The sequence below is a fragment of the Siminovitchia fordii DSM 16014 = CIP 108821 genome, assembly GCF_000374565.1.
Taxonomy (GTDB): Bacteria; Bacillota; Bacilli; order Bacillales; family Bacillaceae_C; genus Siminovitchia; species Siminovitchia fordii.
On record NZ_KB894695.1, the window covers coordinates 38,489 to 54,661 of the forward strand.

The 16,173-nt window shown below is 40.5% G+C and carries 14 protein-coding genes; 1 reads left to right on the plus strand and 13 read right to left on the minus strand.

The window, feature by feature from the left end:
* Positions 1-4: 4 nt before the first annotated feature.
* From C509_RS0114645 to C509_RS0114710, 13 genes are all read right to left on the minus strand, one after another.
* Positions 5-1,588 carry a Na+/H+ antiporter NhaC family protein gene (locus C509_RS0114645; protein WP_018707676.1) on the minus strand — a complete coding sequence of 528 codons (1,584 nt, stop codon included), beginning with the start codon at positions 1,586-1,588 and terminating at the stop codon, positions 5-7.
* A gap of 300 nt (positions 1,589-1,888) precedes the next feature.
* A complete protein-coding gene (gene yunB, locus C509_RS0114650) occupies positions 1,889-2,656 on the minus strand; it encodes a sporulation protein YunB (RefSeq protein WP_018707677.1) in 768 nt (255 codons plus the stop codon).
* Positions 2,657-2,736: 80 nt separating this feature from the next.
* The gene (locus C509_RS0114655) at positions 2,737-3,039 is read right to left on the minus strand and encodes a YunC family protein (protein ID WP_018707678.1); all 303 of its coding nucleotides are present in this window, start codon (positions 3,037-3,039) and stop codon (positions 2,737-2,739) included.
* A 468-nt stretch (positions 3,040-3,507) separates the two neighbouring features.
* Positions 3,508-4,878 (minus strand): bifunctional metallophosphatase/5'-nucleotidase, encoded by a 1,371-nt coding sequence (locus C509_RS0114660; RefSeq protein ID WP_018707679.1) that lies wholly within the window; start codon positions 4,876-4,878, stop codon positions 3,508-3,510.
* An 18-nt stretch (positions 4,879-4,896) separates the two neighbouring features.
* Complete coding sequence (locus tag C509_RS0114665; RefSeq protein ID WP_018707680.1) at positions 4,897-5,739, minus strand: DUF72 domain-containing protein; 843 nt, start codon at positions 5,737-5,739, stop codon at positions 4,897-4,899.
* Positions 5,740-6,010: 271 nt separating this feature from the next.
* Positions 6,011-6,574 carry a hypothetical protein gene (locus C509_RS0114670; RefSeq protein WP_018707681.1) on the minus strand — a complete coding sequence of 188 codons (564 nt, stop codon included), beginning with the start codon at positions 6,572-6,574 and terminating at the stop codon, positions 6,011-6,013.
* A gap of 180 nt (positions 6,575-6,754) precedes the next feature.
* The gene (mscL, locus tag C509_RS0114675) at positions 6,755-7,138 is read right to left on the minus strand and encodes a large conductance mechanosensitive channel protein MscL (RefSeq protein ID WP_018707682.1); all 384 of its coding nucleotides are present in this window, start codon (positions 7,136-7,138) and stop codon (positions 6,755-6,757) included.
* A 528-nt stretch (positions 7,139-7,666) separates the two neighbouring features.
* Complete coding sequence (locus C509_RS0114685; protein WP_018707684.1) at positions 7,667-9,220, minus strand: BCCT family transporter; 1,554 nt, start codon at positions 9,218-9,220, stop codon at positions 7,667-7,669.
* Between the two features lie 180 nt (positions 9,221-9,400).
* Entirely contained in the window at positions 9,401-10,501 is a 1,101-nt protein-coding gene (locus C509_RS0114690; RefSeq protein ID WP_018707685.1) for a tartrate dehydrogenase, read from the minus strand.
* A 9-nt stretch (positions 10,502-10,510) separates the two neighbouring features.
* Positions 10,511-11,965: an aldehyde dehydrogenase family protein gene (locus C509_RS0114695; protein ID WP_018707686.1), complete on the minus strand. Its 1,455-nt coding sequence runs from the start codon at positions 11,963-11,965 to the stop codon at positions 10,511-10,513.
* The gene (locus C509_RS0114700) at positions 11,958-13,040 is read right to left on the minus strand and encodes an aromatic ring-hydroxylating oxygenase subunit alpha (protein WP_018707687.1); all 1,083 of its coding nucleotides are present in this window, start codon (positions 13,038-13,040) and stop codon (positions 11,958-11,960) included. Before C509_RS0114700 ends, C509_RS0114695 begins: the two co-directional genes overlap by 8 nt.
* Positions 13,041-13,073: 33 nt before the next feature.
* On the minus strand, positions 13,074-13,319 hold the full coding sequence (locus tag C509_RS0114705; RefSeq protein ID WP_018707688.1) for a ferredoxin: 246 nt from the start codon (positions 13,317-13,319) through the stop codon (positions 13,074-13,076).
* A gap of 25 nt (positions 13,320-13,344) precedes the next feature.
* On the minus strand, positions 13,345-14,358 hold the full coding sequence (locus C509_RS0114710) for an NAD(P)/FAD-dependent oxidoreductase (protein WP_018707689.1): 1,014 nt from the start codon (positions 14,356-14,358) through the stop codon (positions 13,345-13,347).
* A 206-nt stretch (positions 14,359-14,564) separates the two neighbouring features.
* Here C509_RS0114710 and C509_RS0114715 point away from each other — a divergent pair, with 206 nt between their 5' ends.
* On the plus strand, positions 14,565-15,932 hold the full coding sequence (locus C509_RS0114715; protein WP_018707690.1) for a sigma-54 interaction domain-containing protein: 1,368 nt from the start codon (positions 14,565-14,567) through the stop codon (positions 15,930-15,932).
* The last annotated feature ends 241 nt before the right edge of the window (positions 15,933-16,173 follow it).

Consider the following 16,173-nt stretch of genomic DNA (forward strand, 5'->3'; position numbering starts at 1 on the left):
ACCTTCAAGGGTTTTCTTCCATTACCGTCTTTTGTGGAGCTTTATTTTTTTTCGTAGTCAGGGCAAAAATAGCCAACAATAAGGCTACTGTAGCTAGTCCTAACAATCCATTATCCGTCAATCCCATTACAATGAACCCGATACCTGCAATCAATGCCGATGTCAGAGCATATGGAAGCTGGGTGATAACATGGTCCATATGATTACAACCTGCACCAGTGGATGAAAGGATCGTTGTATCCGAAATTGGTGAGCAATGGTCTCCAAAGACAGACCCCGCAAGAACGGCTGCAAGTGCCGGGAGCATCATGGATATGTCTGTTGCAGCGACTATCTGTCCCGCAATCGGCAATAAGATACCGAAAGATCCCCATGAGGTACCCGTTGCGAATGCCATCAATCCGGCAACAGCAAACATGATAACTGGCAAGAAGGAAATATTCAACTGTGAGTTCGCAACGATGTTTCCAATATATACGCCTGTGCCCAACTCTTCGATCAAAGTGATAATGGCCCACGCAAATATCAAGATCATGACAGCCGGAAGCATGGATTTCATCCCAACTCTGATCCCTTTAAAAAGAAGCTGCGAATTCATTGAACTGTTTTTTGCCGTTTGGCGGAAAAATAGGATAATAGCAACGATTAAACCCAAGACGCCGCCATAAATGAGAGCAGATGCCACGTCAGCGTTACCAAAAATATCCATTGTTGTTGCTCCGCTTTCACTCTCCCTCAAGCCGCTCCACACAATGGCAGCAATCGTCCCTGCAAAAAGGGCAACAATTGGCCAGACCAAATCCCCCACTGTTCCGTTTTCGCTGGAGGGTAAATCTTCTTTTATCTCACCCGGAATCTCTTTTTTGGGGTCATAGGGTATACCTGTTACCATCGTGCGATTTTCATGTGTCTTCATGGATCCAAAGTCAACATTCCTTAGGGCAATGATAAAGACAAGTCCAAGGGTAGCCCATACATACAGGTTCATAGGAATGATTTTAAGGAAAGCTGTAAACGCAGAAACATCCGTAATATTATGCGTCGCAAGAACCGTCCCGATGATTCCGATAATAAAGGCTCCCCAGCTGGAAATGGGAGAAATGACACAAATAGGCGCTGAGGTTGAATCAATCAGATAAGCTAGCTTTGCCCTGGATACACGATGGCGGTCTGTAATAGGGCGTGCCACCTGACCGACCGCAAGGGCATTAAAATAATCATCTATAAAAATAATGATGCCAAAAATCGCTGTTAAAACTTGGGCACCTGCTCGGCTCTTCACTTTTGTCATAGCCCATTCACCGAATGCCCTGCTTCCACCCGCGATATTAATGAGTGCAGTGATCGCTCCCAATAAAAACAGGAAGGATAAAATACATATGTTCCAAGAATTTAATCCGCCATCTTCGACGAAAATTCCTTTGACTGCGTTCCATAAATAAGATAAGGATTGTATAACATTGCCCTTGCCCAATAATAAGGCTGATACGATTATGCCTGTCCCTAACGAGAGCAGTACCCTGCGTGTAAGGATGACCATCAATATCGCCAATAGAGGCGGCAATAAAGAAAAGATCGATTGCTCCATATTTTCCTCCTGTTCTCACACAGACTCTTTGCTGTGCACTGCTGCTTAGGCTCTTGCTAATTATACTTTATAATAGAGAAATAGTTTTTCCAAATCTCAAATTTTAGCAAATCCCCTCTTTTCAAAGAAAAAACCACGCATGCGCGGCTACATCCAACATCAGAAAAGCTATTTCTAATAATAATTTCTAACGTATCCGTTGTCTAATCCTAACCCCCAACCTCCGTTATCCCTCTCTTTGAAAAGGTTTACATTCTTATTATATAAATATACTATCATTAAATATATTTGCTGACAATGCTATGGTGTATTCGGTGCACCAGGAATTTGGATGGATGGGTTCATCGTCCCGCTATTATTGTAAAATTGAGGAACATCACCAGGATACAAGCCAATTGCAATAGGTACTTCCTGCTCTACTATTGCCTGTTCAGTCCCAAAAGGAATGATGATTTGTACGACAACACTGACTTGGACGGACACTGTAACGAACATATTGTTAATCGGGTATTGCTCCACCTTTGTCTCCACGTTCGTATTCACGCTGCCTACAGGAGTGAACCTGATCGGAATACGCGGCCCTAAATTTCCCAACAGCGCAATGTTCGTCGCCTGTCCCAAAGGAAATGAATATACGATTCCCTCACCTTTTGCGGATTCGTCGTATGAAAATTGTACACCCGTCTCCTCGTAAAATGCAGCCAAGTCTCCCGCTTCTGCCTGTCTCAAGTTCAATTGAATCGCCCTGGATATATCCGCCTGAGTTTCATTGATAATATCGGTCTTGAATTGAACAGTCTTTCCCCCTACCCCGTCCGGAACAATTTCGGTAATTTCCCTCAAGTCCTTTACTTCTGGAATCACATCCTTGACCGCTTTACTGACGACCATTGGGGCAATTTTACGGGTTTGGGATTCTGCATAACTCATCAAAGTAGGTTTAATCCCTTTATTCACAATCCACAGCCCAACGGCTGTGGAAAAAATAAAAAAAACGAATGATATCAACAAAACATAACGAAAAGGCAATGGTCCCCGCCGATAATTGCGTTTACGAAATCGAGCCAACAATAATCCCCCCTTATACAAACATATGCGTACAAGAGGGGATATAAGCGCACGTTTATAAAATTGCTTTCGATCCGACTTCAGATCATTTTCAGCAAAGCTTCACGTCCTATTGTTCCCGGAGTGATGCCAATCTCTCTTGCAGCAAACGTCACGGATTCCAGCGGAGCGTCGAGCAGTTGGTCAATCGTTCTGACGCCAATCGCCCTTCCTGCAATGATCCCGCGGTCTTTCAGTTTGCTGTTCAACAATCCTACGTCAAGAGCACCGCACATGATATATCCTCGATCATTTGATAAGGTAAGCAATGTAGTCTTAGGCAAACGAACAGTCGAAGCGATAAACATATGCCCGTCAATCATCACCGGCTCTATACTAACCATCCAATCCACTCCTTCCGTTACCTATTATATGAAAGGGCAGATATATAGTTTCCGAAGTGAAAAGTGAAAACGGTGGCCAGCGTCCAGAAATGCGAGAGCCTTACGGTGTTAAACTGTTTCCGTTGAGAAAGTATCTCTCCACCATTTGGGAACAGCCGACTCAACCACATTCCATGGAATTTTTTTGAGTCTTCCATGCAATTTATGACCTAAAATCCCCAATATTGGACGTTTTACAATATTTGCCTTGATTTTAGAATTAAGCTAAAAATTCAACAATGTTTTTTTATAATGACAATGCTTCTAGCAAAGGTTTATATCTTTACCTCCACTAACATTTGTGACAAACCGCTGAGACCTACCTTAACAGAGATGATTATGCTTACGGAAAGCCCCGGGTAGGGTCTTCATTTAAAAGAAGCATATGGAATACTTTCTGTTAAGCGGGATTAAAAAACAATAAACAAATCACAGATACCTGGTCTTCAGTTCCCATTCCATCAGATCCCGTACAAATTCCGGCAAATAGTAAATCTTCCTTCTCGCATTTTTTATAGGAGGCAAAAATACGCCGAATGTGAACATGTCCAAAGTTGCCAGACTATAGGTCTTTTCACGGACTATTGGCTTTCCAGCAACTTTGATGGATCCGTTGTCCTTGTCGTATTCTATTTCATGGTAAACAAGTTTTCCCATCATGACACCTCTGAAGCCCAGACCTTGAAATTCGAGGTCAGACAACCCACTATCTTCGGATATATGAAGTACCTCCTCAAGTTCAGCTCCTGATAATTCAACGACACATGGATTGATCGGATGTGGGAGCATTTGGTGCAAATCGTACTTCGTCACTTTTCCTTTCTCAAGTGCTGAAAGAATAAGTCCGGAATTGATAAGAGCACAATCCGCTTTGCACCACTTGTATAAAGCTTCACACAATATAGCCGGTAGTTCGGACTGCTCCGCCCATGAATAATTAAGCGGTTCAGGAAGAGTGACCACTTCGGTTTGCAGCAGGTCTTTTCCGATTTCTTCCAAATCTTTAATGTATTCTCCTGCATTCGGAGGGTTGTCCAAAATAGCTGTATCGACAAGAGAAGCAGTGAAGTTTTTCCAAAAAAAAGGTCCTGTATCAACTTCAGCTTTCACGTAGCCAATATATTCCCCATATCGTCCCGCAGCACCCAATGTTGTATGGTTCACTTTTTTTCCGTTCATAAAAACATGATGGGTATGGCCGCCCAAAATCAGATCAACACGAGGATTGTTCTCTGCAATCGTTTCATCATCATCCATGCCTAAGTGGGATAAAACGATAATGATATCAGCCTGCTTCTGTAATTCAGCAATTTGCCTTTCCAGTTCTGCAAGCGGTTCGGATAATTCCCAGCCCAATAACTTGTAAAGTGGACGGTAATAGGCAGTAGCTGCGGTAACCCCGATTTTGGTCCCCCTTGAGCTTTTAAATATTTGATAAGGGAGAGCCCATGAAGGCCTTGTTCCACCTGCCAAATACACATTTGCAGCCAATACTTCAAAATCCGCTTCATCATACAGATGATTTAAAACATCATGAGGCAAAGTAAGTCCTTCATTATTGCCTAAAGTGACCGCAGTATACCCGGCATCGTTTAAAAGCTCGACATTCCCCTTTCCAAGGGTCCCTTCTGTAAAAGAGTGCCATCTGTCCACAAAATCGCCGCAGTCAAAAATAAAAACGTCTTCTCCATTCGCTTCATGAAGTGCTTTTCTTTCTTTCAAAAACTTTCTGATCCTTGGCCATTTTTCAAAATGGCTGTGGACGTCATTCGTATGGTATATATGAATTTTTTCCCTCACAAACACACTTCCTATCAGTCAGAACAAATCCAGCTGTTTGGCAGCAAGTCCTTTGTATTCTATGCCCAGCAATTGGATAAAATCCTTTGCGTTCCCGGCAGCATCTCCACCGGAGTTATTATTGAAAAGAACATAGATATCCTTAGTTTGCTCTTGAAGCTTCAGGATATTATTCTTCCATTCCAGCAATTCCTCTTGATTATAGCGGTATAAATAACGGACCTCCCGCCAATTTTTCCCGTTAGGCTTTACCCAGGCTGCTGTGTTCCTTCCATGCATACGAACAAGAGTTTTCTCCTCATTAGTTGCTTTAAGCACAGTAGGAACCGATCCTTCCCCTGCCTGCGGTTCATCGCAGATGCTGTGGATCCACCTTTCCGATTCCATAAATCTTAATGTTTGAGAACGGAACTTTGCTGAAAACCAAGACTGGTTGCGAAACTCGAGTGCCACTGGGAATTGTCCCATCTTTTCACGGCAATAACGCAAATAAGCTACATTCTCCTTATTACAGTCAAACCATGGAGGAAATTGAAAAAGGATCATCCCGAGCTTGCCGCTCTCCTTATATGGCAGAATCGATTCTTTAAAGGCAGCAAACATTTCCTCTTTTGACGAAAACGGGATATCTCCACGTTGATGTCCTGTCATCCCTTGATACGCCTTCACAACAAAGAGAAAATCAGGAGGCGTGTCCTTGACCCATTTTTCCACATTACGGGCAGGCTGAACCGCATAAAAAGAAGCATCCACTTCAACAATAGGGAAGTTCGCCGCATATTCCTTCAATTTATCCCGTGCAGCCATCCCCTTTGGGTAAATGTTGTGGTCGCCCCATCCGGTAACTCCAATATAAATCATAACATCACCTGCTTTTAGTGTAGCATGATTTAAAGTTTATCTACCAATACTATCATCTCATTATATTCCCATTGAAAGAAATAAAAAAACGTCCGGAGGGTGAGCGAAACATTGGGGGTAAAATGCAATTTGAACCTCTGATGACTAAAGGTGACGGGATTCTTTGAAGCATACTTGAATTGCATCATATTAATTCTTGAACAAACGGTCAAACTTATCCACAAAATTCTTTAATGATGATTACAAGGAATACTCTCCACTTCCTTCAGCCTTATTCGTTCTTTTTCAACTTGTCGAATGAAACGAGCCTTACTGTGTATGAGGGAAAATATAGATTTAGCCCGGTCAAAGCCGGGCCTGTTTTTGACCTAGTCGTTGATTTCTCTACAACGACAAATGAATCTCTCACGGTCCCGATGATGGTGATGGTGGCCACGATCATGGTGATGATGTTCACGTTCATGATGATGGTGGTCACAATCATGGTGATGATGCTCGCGTTCGTGATGATGGTGGCCATGCTCATGGTGATGATGCTCATGTTCATGATGATGGTGGCCATGCTCATGGTGATGATGCTCACGTTCATGATGATGGTGCCCATGCTCATGGTGATGATGCTCGCGTTCGTGATGATGGTGGCCATGCTCATGGTGATGATGCTCACGTTCATGATGATGGTGCCCATGCTCATGGTGATGATGCCCGCGACCATGATGATGGTGGTCACAATCATCCCAATCCCAGATTTCTCGACATCTGCAAACAAGAGCTTCCCGACGTCTTCTGTGTCGGTCTCTTTCATCGCCGCCAAAGTCATATTCTTCATATTCAAAATACATATTCATCTCTCCTATAAATTTATTGAAGTCGGCCGACCTGTTATTAAGATATTGGAAATAGTTGAAATGGATTGGACAAACGAATAGGAAAATCGAGGATTTTTATTCAAAAAAAAACCTCCTGAAAAAAGGAGGTTAAAAATATTGTTTGACTGTAATTTATACTTTCTTTGTTATGACTCCTTTTGATGCTTTAACAGGTCACGAATTTCAGTAAGCAATTTAGTTTGCTCATCTAACTCTTCTGTTTCCTCTTCTTCCTCATCATGCTTTCTTCTTACCGAATTAATCAAACGAATAAATAGAAAAATAGAAAGAGCAATAATGAAAAAGTCAACTACATTCTGAATAAACACACCGTATTCAATATTTGCATCACCTATTGTGAACTTTAACCCTTCAAAGCTTAAGCCTCCAAGCAAGAGACCAATTATTGGCATAATGATATTGTCTACTAAAGACGAAACAATTTTACCAAAAGCGCCTCCAATAATAACTGCTACAGCTAAGTCCATTACATTCCCTTGTGAAGCAAATTCTTTAAAATCTTTCCACATAAGCACCTTCCTTTCCCAAACCCAGCCACCTATCTTTGGGCATTTTAAGCAATTTGTAAGTGTCTTTTTCAATATTACCTATTAACCCAATTACTCAAAAGGGTCTAAAAAACTATTTTTCTATCGTTTTCACTCAATTGTTTCAACAATTCCACGTTTGGCAGAAGTTTTTGCGATTTGCCATACTCGACATTTCCGATTAACTTAAGACAGCCAAAAGGATATAAAGAACCTTTTTCCAGAGGAACCGCCAGGAAGTTTGTTTTCATTTTTTTATAAGCACACATTGGTCAACTACATTGTTTTGACTAAATTAGTTTGTTGTCATTTTGCCATCTGGATTCATGAGCGGCAGTAACGGTGTTCTCTTTACATTTTAAGAAAAATTAAAAGGCATGAACACGATGCATTACCGCGTTCAAGCCTAACAAGCTTTCCAATACCCTAATCTGTTAAATTACATTAATCCCCCATCTCAGATCAGTATTGTTCTCATGCTTTTTTTATCTTTCTTTCCATCTGACATACTTATGCTTTTTTCCTAGCCTGCTGCTCTTCCAAATCTATTACATATTCCTTTCCTTCTCTTTCGTTACTTTTCATCAAAATAATTTCGTTACTCAATCCTTTGTAGGTTGAGTAACACATGACTAGCATCATAACGGATAATGGGACAGCTGCTGCGACTAGTGCAGATTGCAATCCTTGCAACCCTCCTGTCACAATGAGAACAATTGAAATACCCGCAATAACGACTCCCCAAATGATTTTTGTCATGGTTTTTGGGTTAGGGTTTCCATTTTCACTTATCATGCCCAAAACGAAGACTGCTGAGTTCGCTGATGTAATAAAGAAAATCAAGACAAGTACCATAGCAAGGACACTTAGAAAAGCAGTCATTGGAAAATATTCAAAGAATTTGAATAAGGCAGATGTGACATCTGTAGATACAGCATTTGCCAGTTCAGTCGCACCTTCAATCTGAATAAGGTGAATAGCGGATCCTCCCATGACCGCGAACCAAAAAAATGAACCAAGTACTGGAATGAATACCGCTCCCATCATAAATTCCTTTATTGTTCGTCCTTTTGAAATTCTTGCAACGAAACTGCCTACGAGTGGTGCCCATGCAATCCACCAGCCAAAGTAAAACAATGTCCAGCTTGCAATCCAAGATCCGTCATTATAAGGTTCTGTCCGGAAAGACATACCTATGAAATTTTGTGCATAATCACCGATCCCTTGGAAAAATATTTTTAAAATACTTTGAGTCGGTCCAAGCAGCAAGACAAATCCAAGTAAAGCAAACGCCAATAACATATTTACATTCGATAAATGCTTCATTGCACCTTGAAGACCTGAAACGGTTGATGCTACGTAAATTAATGTAACGGCCAGTACAATGAATATTTGTACACTAAAATTAACAGGCAGCCCCCATAGAACGTTGACCCCGCTGTTCACTTGCAGTGTTCCGAATCCCAATGAAGTTGCGATTCCTATCACAATTGATAGAATTACAATAATATCAACGGCCTTACCAAATTTCCCCCCTATTTTATCTCCTACCAGAGGGTAAAAAACTGAACTTAATGAGGCAGGTAGTTTTTTTCTAAATTGAAAGAATGCAAGCGACACACCTACCAGTGCATAACATGCCCATGCTGACACTCCCCAGTGTAAATACACAAATTGCATGGCGAGTTTGGCGGATTCCTCTGAAGAACCTTTCCCGAATGGTGGATCGATATAATAAGAAACAGGTTCAGCGACTCCCCAAAACACAAGGCTGATCCCGATTGAGGCACTGAATAGCATCCCAATCCAAGTAGCTGTTTTATATTCAGGACGATCAGAATCATCTCCTAATCTGATATGTCCAAACTTTGAGAGTCCTATATACATACAAAATGAAAAAAATACAAATACACTTCCTAAGATGAACCATCCCAAGTTATTATAAATAAACGATAAAGATGTTTCCGAAAACCTTTCAAGCTGCTTTGGAATAAAAACTCCAAGACTGATTAAGACAAGACTGAAAGCTAACGAGATATAAAAGACCGCTTTCTTACTCTTCATATAAACACTCCTATTATTTTAATACGTTCACTTACATTGGATGAACGAAAATACAACTAAGCAAAAATAAGGATTTGTAAGCGCTGTCTTTTAGATGTAAAGAGTATGGACAAGTAAATACCGCTATTTTTCATCAGCCAGGAATCAGATCATAACTATTCCTGGCTGACTAATTTTCCTTCATTTATTCTCTGAATACAAGAATTTCTTCTGAATACAAGAAGTTACAACTTCCACCATTTTATCTCCAACTTCTGAAGTGATGGCCGATCCTCCCATATCAGGTGTAAGCACCTCTTTTTTGATAAGTAACTCTTCGATTCCAGAAACAATCACTTTTCCATACTCTTCATATCCAAAGAAATCCATCATTTGACTGGCAGACCAGATGGCTGCGAGCGGGTTGCTCAAACCTTTCCCTGCTATATCAGGGGCTGATCCGTGAACAGGTTCGAACATAGATGGATATTTTCTTTCCGGATTGATGTTGGCACCTGCAGCAAGTCCAATTCCACCGGCAATTGCAGCTCCTACATCAGTTAATATGTCACCGAATAAATTGGAAGTCACGACGACTTCAAATCGTTTAGGGTCAGTGATCATTAACATCGCTGCCGCATCAACGAGATAAGATGCTGTCTTTACATCAGGATAATCCATGCTTACTTCTTCAAACACTTCATCCCAAAAAACCATCGAATAATTTAAGGCATTCGCTTTTGAAATGCTCGTAAGTGTTTTCCCTTCTTTTTTAGCTACTTCAAAAGCATAACGAATGATGCGCTCCGTTCCTTTACGGGAAAAAACCGAATTTTGCAACACAACCTCGTTATCTTGGCCCTTGAAAAGCCAATCACCTGCTCCAGAATATTCACCTTCAGTATTTTCACGGATGAATAACATATCGATATCATCGATCTTAACATCTGCTAAATTAGAATGAGCTCCACGCAACAATTTAACAGGACGAAGATTGACGTATTGATCAAAGCTTTTACGAATGATCAGCAATAACTCCCATAAAGAAATATGGTCTGGGACGCCGGGAAAACCGACAGCACCTAAATAAATTGCATCAAATTCTTTTAGCTGATCAATCCCGTCATCATCCATCATTTTTCCAAATTTCGTGTAAAATTCGCACCCCCAAGGAAAATAGGTGAAATCAAATTTGAAGTTTGTATCAAGTTCTGATATTTTATTTAAAACTTTAATCCCTTCATTGATGACTTCCGGACCGATCCCGTCCCCCGGAATAACCGCTATTTTATATGTTTTCATGTCAGCTCCTCATTCTTGGCTTTGGTTCCAAACAACTAATTTCATTTCCGTCATTTCTTCCACTGCATATTTAACGCCTTCACGGCCGGTTCCACTGTCTTTTACTCCGCCATACGGCATTTGATCCACCCTGAATGTCGGAACGTCGTTAACAATAACCCCTCCAACATATAATTCCTTTGTTGCATATAAAGCGTTTTTAATATTGTTCGTATATATTCCTGCCTGCAGTCCGAAACGGGAATCATTTACGCAGCGGACAGCTTCCTCAACCGACTTTACTTTATTTACTACAACAACTGGCGCGAATACTTCTTGACAAGATACTTTTAAATCAGAATGAGCACCTGTAATAATCGTCGGCTCAAGTACTCCTTCTGTCAGTTTACCTCCGGTTCTGATGATTGCCTTCTCCTTCGCTTCAGCAATCCATGCCAGCGCACGATTAGTGTCATCTTTAGAGATTAATGCAGATATATCTGTTTCTGGATTAAGCGGGTCGCCAATTTTCAATTGTTTGGCCGCTTCGGTAAATTTAGAGACAAACTCCTCAAACACATCTTCATGCACATATACACGCTGGAGTGAAATACATACTTGACCCTGATTGGAGAAAGCTCCCATTATACATCGGTCAATTATGGTATCCACAACTACATCTTTATCGATGATGAGTGCTGAATTAGATCCTAGTTCAAGTGTTGTTTTTTTCAAACCTGCTTTGTTGCGTATGCCGATTCCGACACTGGGACTTCCGGTAAAAGTGATCATATTTACGCGGTCATCCTCTACAATGGCCTCTCCTACTACTCTTCCGGAACCTGTTACCACATTCAGTACTCCTGCCGGAAGTCCGGCTTCTTCAAAAACCTCGGCAATAAAAAGGGCGGACAACGGAGTTTGTGATGCAGGTTTTAAAACCATCGCATTTCCCGCCGCAATAGCAGGTCCCACTTTATGAGCAACTAAATTCATAGGAAAGTTAAACGGTGTGATAGCCCCAATTACTCCAATAGGTTCTCTTACCGTGTAACCGATACGCCCTGCCCCGCTCTCTGCTGCATCAAATGGAATCGTTTCTCCATGAATTCTTTTTGCTTCTTCAGCGGAAAACTTATAAGTCTCTATCGTTCTTGCCACTTCCGCCTTGGCAAAAGCAATGGGTTTTGCCGACTCCAGCGCTATAATCCTTGCCGCTTCATCTACTTTATCTTTTAAAATAGAGGCAGCATTCTCCAATATTTCTGCCCGTTTAAAAGCAGTCATTTTCCCGATGATTGAACGCGCTTTACAGGCAACTGTGATTGCGTCATAAGTTTGCTCCTTGGTTGCTGCCGCAATTTGTGCGATCTCCTCACCGGAATATGGAGAATAGAGAGGGGTGTAACTTGATGTTTCCACCCGCTCGCCATTGATGATTAATGACTTTTTATCTGATTTCACTTCACTTGTCAATTTACTCATTTAGAGCCTCCAACACCATTTCATGAAACTGTACGATGGCTTGTTCAGAAGAAGAATATCTGCCGCGCTCAAAAGCACGTGATCGGAACCCGATTTGTTCTAATTCGACAAGTTCAATATCTTCCTGACGAACTTGCTCCGCAAATGCAACTAAATCTTTTTCATCCTGAGTCAATTCCTCATCCCGGAAATAATACGTGTAAACAATCAGCGTATTTTCATGATCGATTGGCTTTAATTGAATCGTGGCCATATTTCCCGGACCTGGGTAGATTGTTAACATCAGATTTGGCCATAACCAGTAGAAGGAACCTCCTTGCATTTCAGCTTCATCCAATTCTACAGATCCATAATTTTTTTCCGGCTTTACGTTTGAAGCTTGAACAGAATAGTTCTCGCAAGTAGTGATTTGGTATTGATTCATGTCCAACGTCGCCACAAAGCTTGGGTGTGCTACGTGACAGTGATCGCACTCCAAATAGTTGTCCACAAATGCTTTCCAGTTCGCTTTAAGATGCCTCGTTTTTACATTTGTTCTTTTTAATTCACTCAAGAATGGGAATTTGCTTAAACGATCAAAGAAATCTCCGTAGGATTCGGCCAATGGTTTCGCATTGTCATCCAAGTTTACGAAAATAAGCGATTCCAAAATTTCCACTCGAACGGGGCGCAGACATGCATCTTGTACACAGGCTGCATCCTCCCCTCTAAAGTTAGGCGCCTTGTTCAATTTCCCATCTAGTTTGAAAGTCCATCCGTGATACCCACATTGTAAAATTCTTTTCTTACCGGATTCATTTTTTTCCAGCTTTGTAGCCCGGTGAGGACAAACGTTATAGAAGGCCCGGATGACACCGTCTTGTCCTCGAATGACGATAATCGGCTCATCCGCAACTTCCGTTGTGAAAAAAGATCCCTCTTTTTCTAATTGGCTGATGTGACCTACTTTTTGCCACGTTTTTGAAAAAATCAAATCCCTCTCTTTTTCAAATGATTTTGGATCTGTGTATTTATCATAAGACAGTGTTCTTTCAAATGTACGATTTGTATTGTTAATAACTTTGTTATAGGACATAGACAATTCCCCCTGTTTTCAAGATTATGTTTTTTAACTGGCTTGTTCAGCTTTGCCAAATGGTTCCTCAGCAACTTTTATAGAATTGGTTGGACACCCTTCAAAAGCATCCTCTAAATCGTCCTCAAATGCCTCTGGCACTTGGCACTCCCCGGAATTGTTATCCAACATAACGTAAGAGATGCCCTCTTCGTTATAATCAAAGATGTCTGGTGCTGTTTCTCCACAAGCGCCGCATGCTATGCATGTTTCCTGATCTACCCATGTGTATTTCGCCATAGGAAAACCTCCAATCTAAAAAGAATCAAGTTAAAATTTTATTTGTGTTTTCCATCAAGGTCGTACTATGAACCGTCTGCACTTTCGCCGTCGGGTCAATATAAACTTTCGCATTGCTGACTGCTGTCGGTGCCTCACCAAAGCCGCTTGCAATCAGCTTGACCTTTCCCTCATAGGTGCAAATATCACCTGCAGCGTAAATACCCGGGATATTTGTCTCCATTCTGGAATTGACGACGATTGAATTTTTATCAATTTCTAAGCCCCAATCCGTAATTGGACCGAGTGAAGAAACAAATCCGTAATTAACTAATACAGCGTCAGCATGTAATTCGAGTGTGTTGTCACCTTTTGCTTCAGAAACAATGACTCTCTCAATTTCTTCGTCACCAATGAGTTCGGTGGGGACGTATGGAGTTAAAATTTCCACATTTGATTTCATTAATAAATCTACACTGTGTTCATGAGCCCGAAATTTATTCCTGCGATGGACAATCATAACTTTTTTTGCAATCGGTTCCAACATTAAGGCCCAATCTACCGCAGAATCTCCTCCGCCAAAAACAACCACCTCTTTCCCTTCAAATTGTGCTAAATTTTGAACGGAGTAGTGAAGATTCGTTTGTCCAAATTTTTCTTCGCCAGGTATTTTCAATTTCCGGGGTTGAAAAGCGCCGTTCCCTGCAGTAATGATCACAGCCTTGGAATAATGTGTTTCTTTGTTAGTAGTGATGGCAAACAGCTTCTCATCAATTCTTACAATACTTTCAACGGATTGTTCGAGACAAACTGTTGCTTCAAACTGATTCATTTGGTCCAGCAAGTTATTAATCAATTCCTGGCCGCTGATTTTCGGAAAACCAGCAATATCATAAATATATTTCTCCGGATATAAGGCAGACAGTTGACCACCTAATTGAGGAAGGCTCTCGATAATTTTTACCGTGGCATTGCGCATCCCCGCATAAAAGGCGGTAAACAGGCCAACAGGGCCTCCCCCAATAATTGTGATGTCATATTCGTCTATAGGTTTTTCCATAACCATGCCTCCCTTATCTGACAAATAAATATTCTTTTTAGACTTAAGTATTATCATTGCAACTACCGTGCCAATATTAAAAAGCGTATAAGGTTCAGTCGAAATAACAAAAATAGGTGAAAAATTCATTTTTTTGAGTTATATTTAACTCGTAATTAAAAAAATATTGAGTCAATTTTGATTCGTTAAAAAGGGAGGGCTTATAATTGAATAGGAAAAGTGAGGAAAATACTTTAGAAATAACGGTAGAGGCTCTTTTAAGAATACTTGATTATTCTTCTGATGAAATTTTTGTATTAGACAGGGACCAGAGAATTGTTTATGTTAACCGCACTTGTGAAAAACATTATGGTTTGAAGCCTTCTGATATAATTGGAAAATTAAATTTTGAATTATTTAACAAAGGTTATTGGAAACCCTCTATTGTTCCGGAAGTATATGAGACGAAAATACCTTGTTATATGAAGCAAGAAACCTATATTGGAACAGAATTGATGACATCTGCTATCCCAATTTTGAATGAAAAAAACGAAATTGAATTAGTTGTTATCACTGCTTCTGAGCTCCAAAGATATAAAATGCTAAAGAACGTAGATTCCGTGAATCAAAATCAGCAGGAACCGGTAATGGCTTTAAGAAAAATCATCGCTAATTGTGAAAAGATGGAGAAAACCCTTGAATTTTGTAAAAAGATTGCGGGAACAGATTCTACTGTATTAATATTAGGAGAATCCGGAACAGGTAAAGGAGTGCTTGCTCAGCATATCCATCAAATCAGTAATAGAAAAAACCAACCTTTCATGAATATTAATTGTGCTGCTATCCCTGAGGAACTATTGGAATCTGAATTATTCGGTTATAAAGAAGGTGCCTTTACAGGTGCAAAAAGCTCTGGCAATGAGGGGTTAATTGCAGCAGCCGACGGCGGGACTTTATTTCTTGATGAAATTGGAGAAATGCCACTGAGCATTCAAGCCAAGCTGCTTCAAGTAATCCAGGACAAAGAGTTTATTCCACTTGGAAGCAATGAAACAAGGAAAGTGGATATCCGGATTGTTACTGCGACAAATCAGAATCTGTTGGAAATGGTCCAAAAAAAGAAATTCCGTGAAGACTTGTTCTATCGATTAAATGTTGTCGATATTCATTTACCTCCACTCAAAGAGAGAAAAGAAGACATCATTCCACTAACTTATAGTTTTTTAAACAAATTTAATCAAAAATACAATGAAAATAAAGTTATCTCAAAAGAGTGCCTGGACATTCTCATTCAATATGATTGGCCGGGAAATGTCCGCCAGCTTGAAAACTTAATGGAACGACTGGTAGTCATCAGCGATTCCATTATCCAGGTTGATGACCTTCCGGACCTTATCAAAGACAGCGTTGGACCAATCCCGAAATTATTACAAGCCACTACCCTTGATAAAGCCCTATCCGATACAACGAGAATCTTAGTGAGAAAAGCATATATAGAGCATGGCTCTTCAAGAAAAGTAGCCAGCGAATTAAGCATTAGCCAAACAAAAGCCTCTCGATTGATTAGAGAATATTGTCGGGACCTAATAGGATAAAGAGCCGTATCGCTTGAATTCACAAACAATAACTAGAACTGTCATACATAAAATAACAGTACGTGAATATTGAATTATTCTATTGATTTTAGATAAGTCAGGAGGAAAAAATGAAAACATTTCTTATAGGCTTTTCTTCAGGTTATATGATTAGCATGTTACTTTTTTACCTTATTTTTGATAAGTTTTCTTGGTCGTTTGCAACAGGATCCCTAATGGGAATCCTTTTATTCGGATTCAT

Coding starts and splice junctions, on each gene's coding strand:
- C509_RS0114645 (WP_018707676.1), bottom strand. CDS start 1,588: ATGGAGCAATCGATCTTTTCTTTATTGCCGCCTCTATTGGCGATATTG.
- C509_RS0114655 (WP_018707678.1), bottom strand. CDS start 3,039: ATGGTTAGTATAGAGCCGGTGATGATTGACGGGCATATGTTTATCGCT.
- C509_RS0114665 (WP_018707680.1), bottom strand. CDS start 5,739: ATGATTTATATTGGAGTTACCGGATGGGGCGACCACAACATTTACCCA.
- mscL (WP_018707682.1), bottom strand. CDS start 7,138: ATGTGGAAAGATTTTAAAGAATTTGCTTCACAAGGGAATGTAATGGAC.
- C509_RS0114685 (WP_018707684.1), bottom strand. CDS start 9,220: ATGAAGAGTAAGAAAGCGGTCTTTTATATCTCGTTAGCTTTCAGTCTT.
- C509_RS0114690 (WP_018707685.1), bottom strand. CDS start 10,501: ATGAAAACATATAAAATAGCGGTTATTCCGGGGGACGGGATCGGTCCG.
- C509_RS0114695 (WP_018707686.1), bottom strand. CDS start 11,965: ATGAGTAAATTGACAAGTGAAGTGAAATCAGATAAAAAGTCATTAATC.
- C509_RS0114700 (WP_018707687.1), bottom strand. CDS start 13,040: ATGTCCTATAACAAAGTTATTAACAATACAAATCGTACATTTGAAAGA.
- C509_RS0114705 (WP_018707688.1), bottom strand. CDS start 13,319: ATGGCGAAATACACATGGGTAGATCAGGAAACATGCATAGCATGCGGC.
- C509_RS0114710 (WP_018707689.1), bottom strand. CDS start 14,358: ATGGAAAAACCTATAGACGAATATGACATCACAATTATTGGGGGAGGC.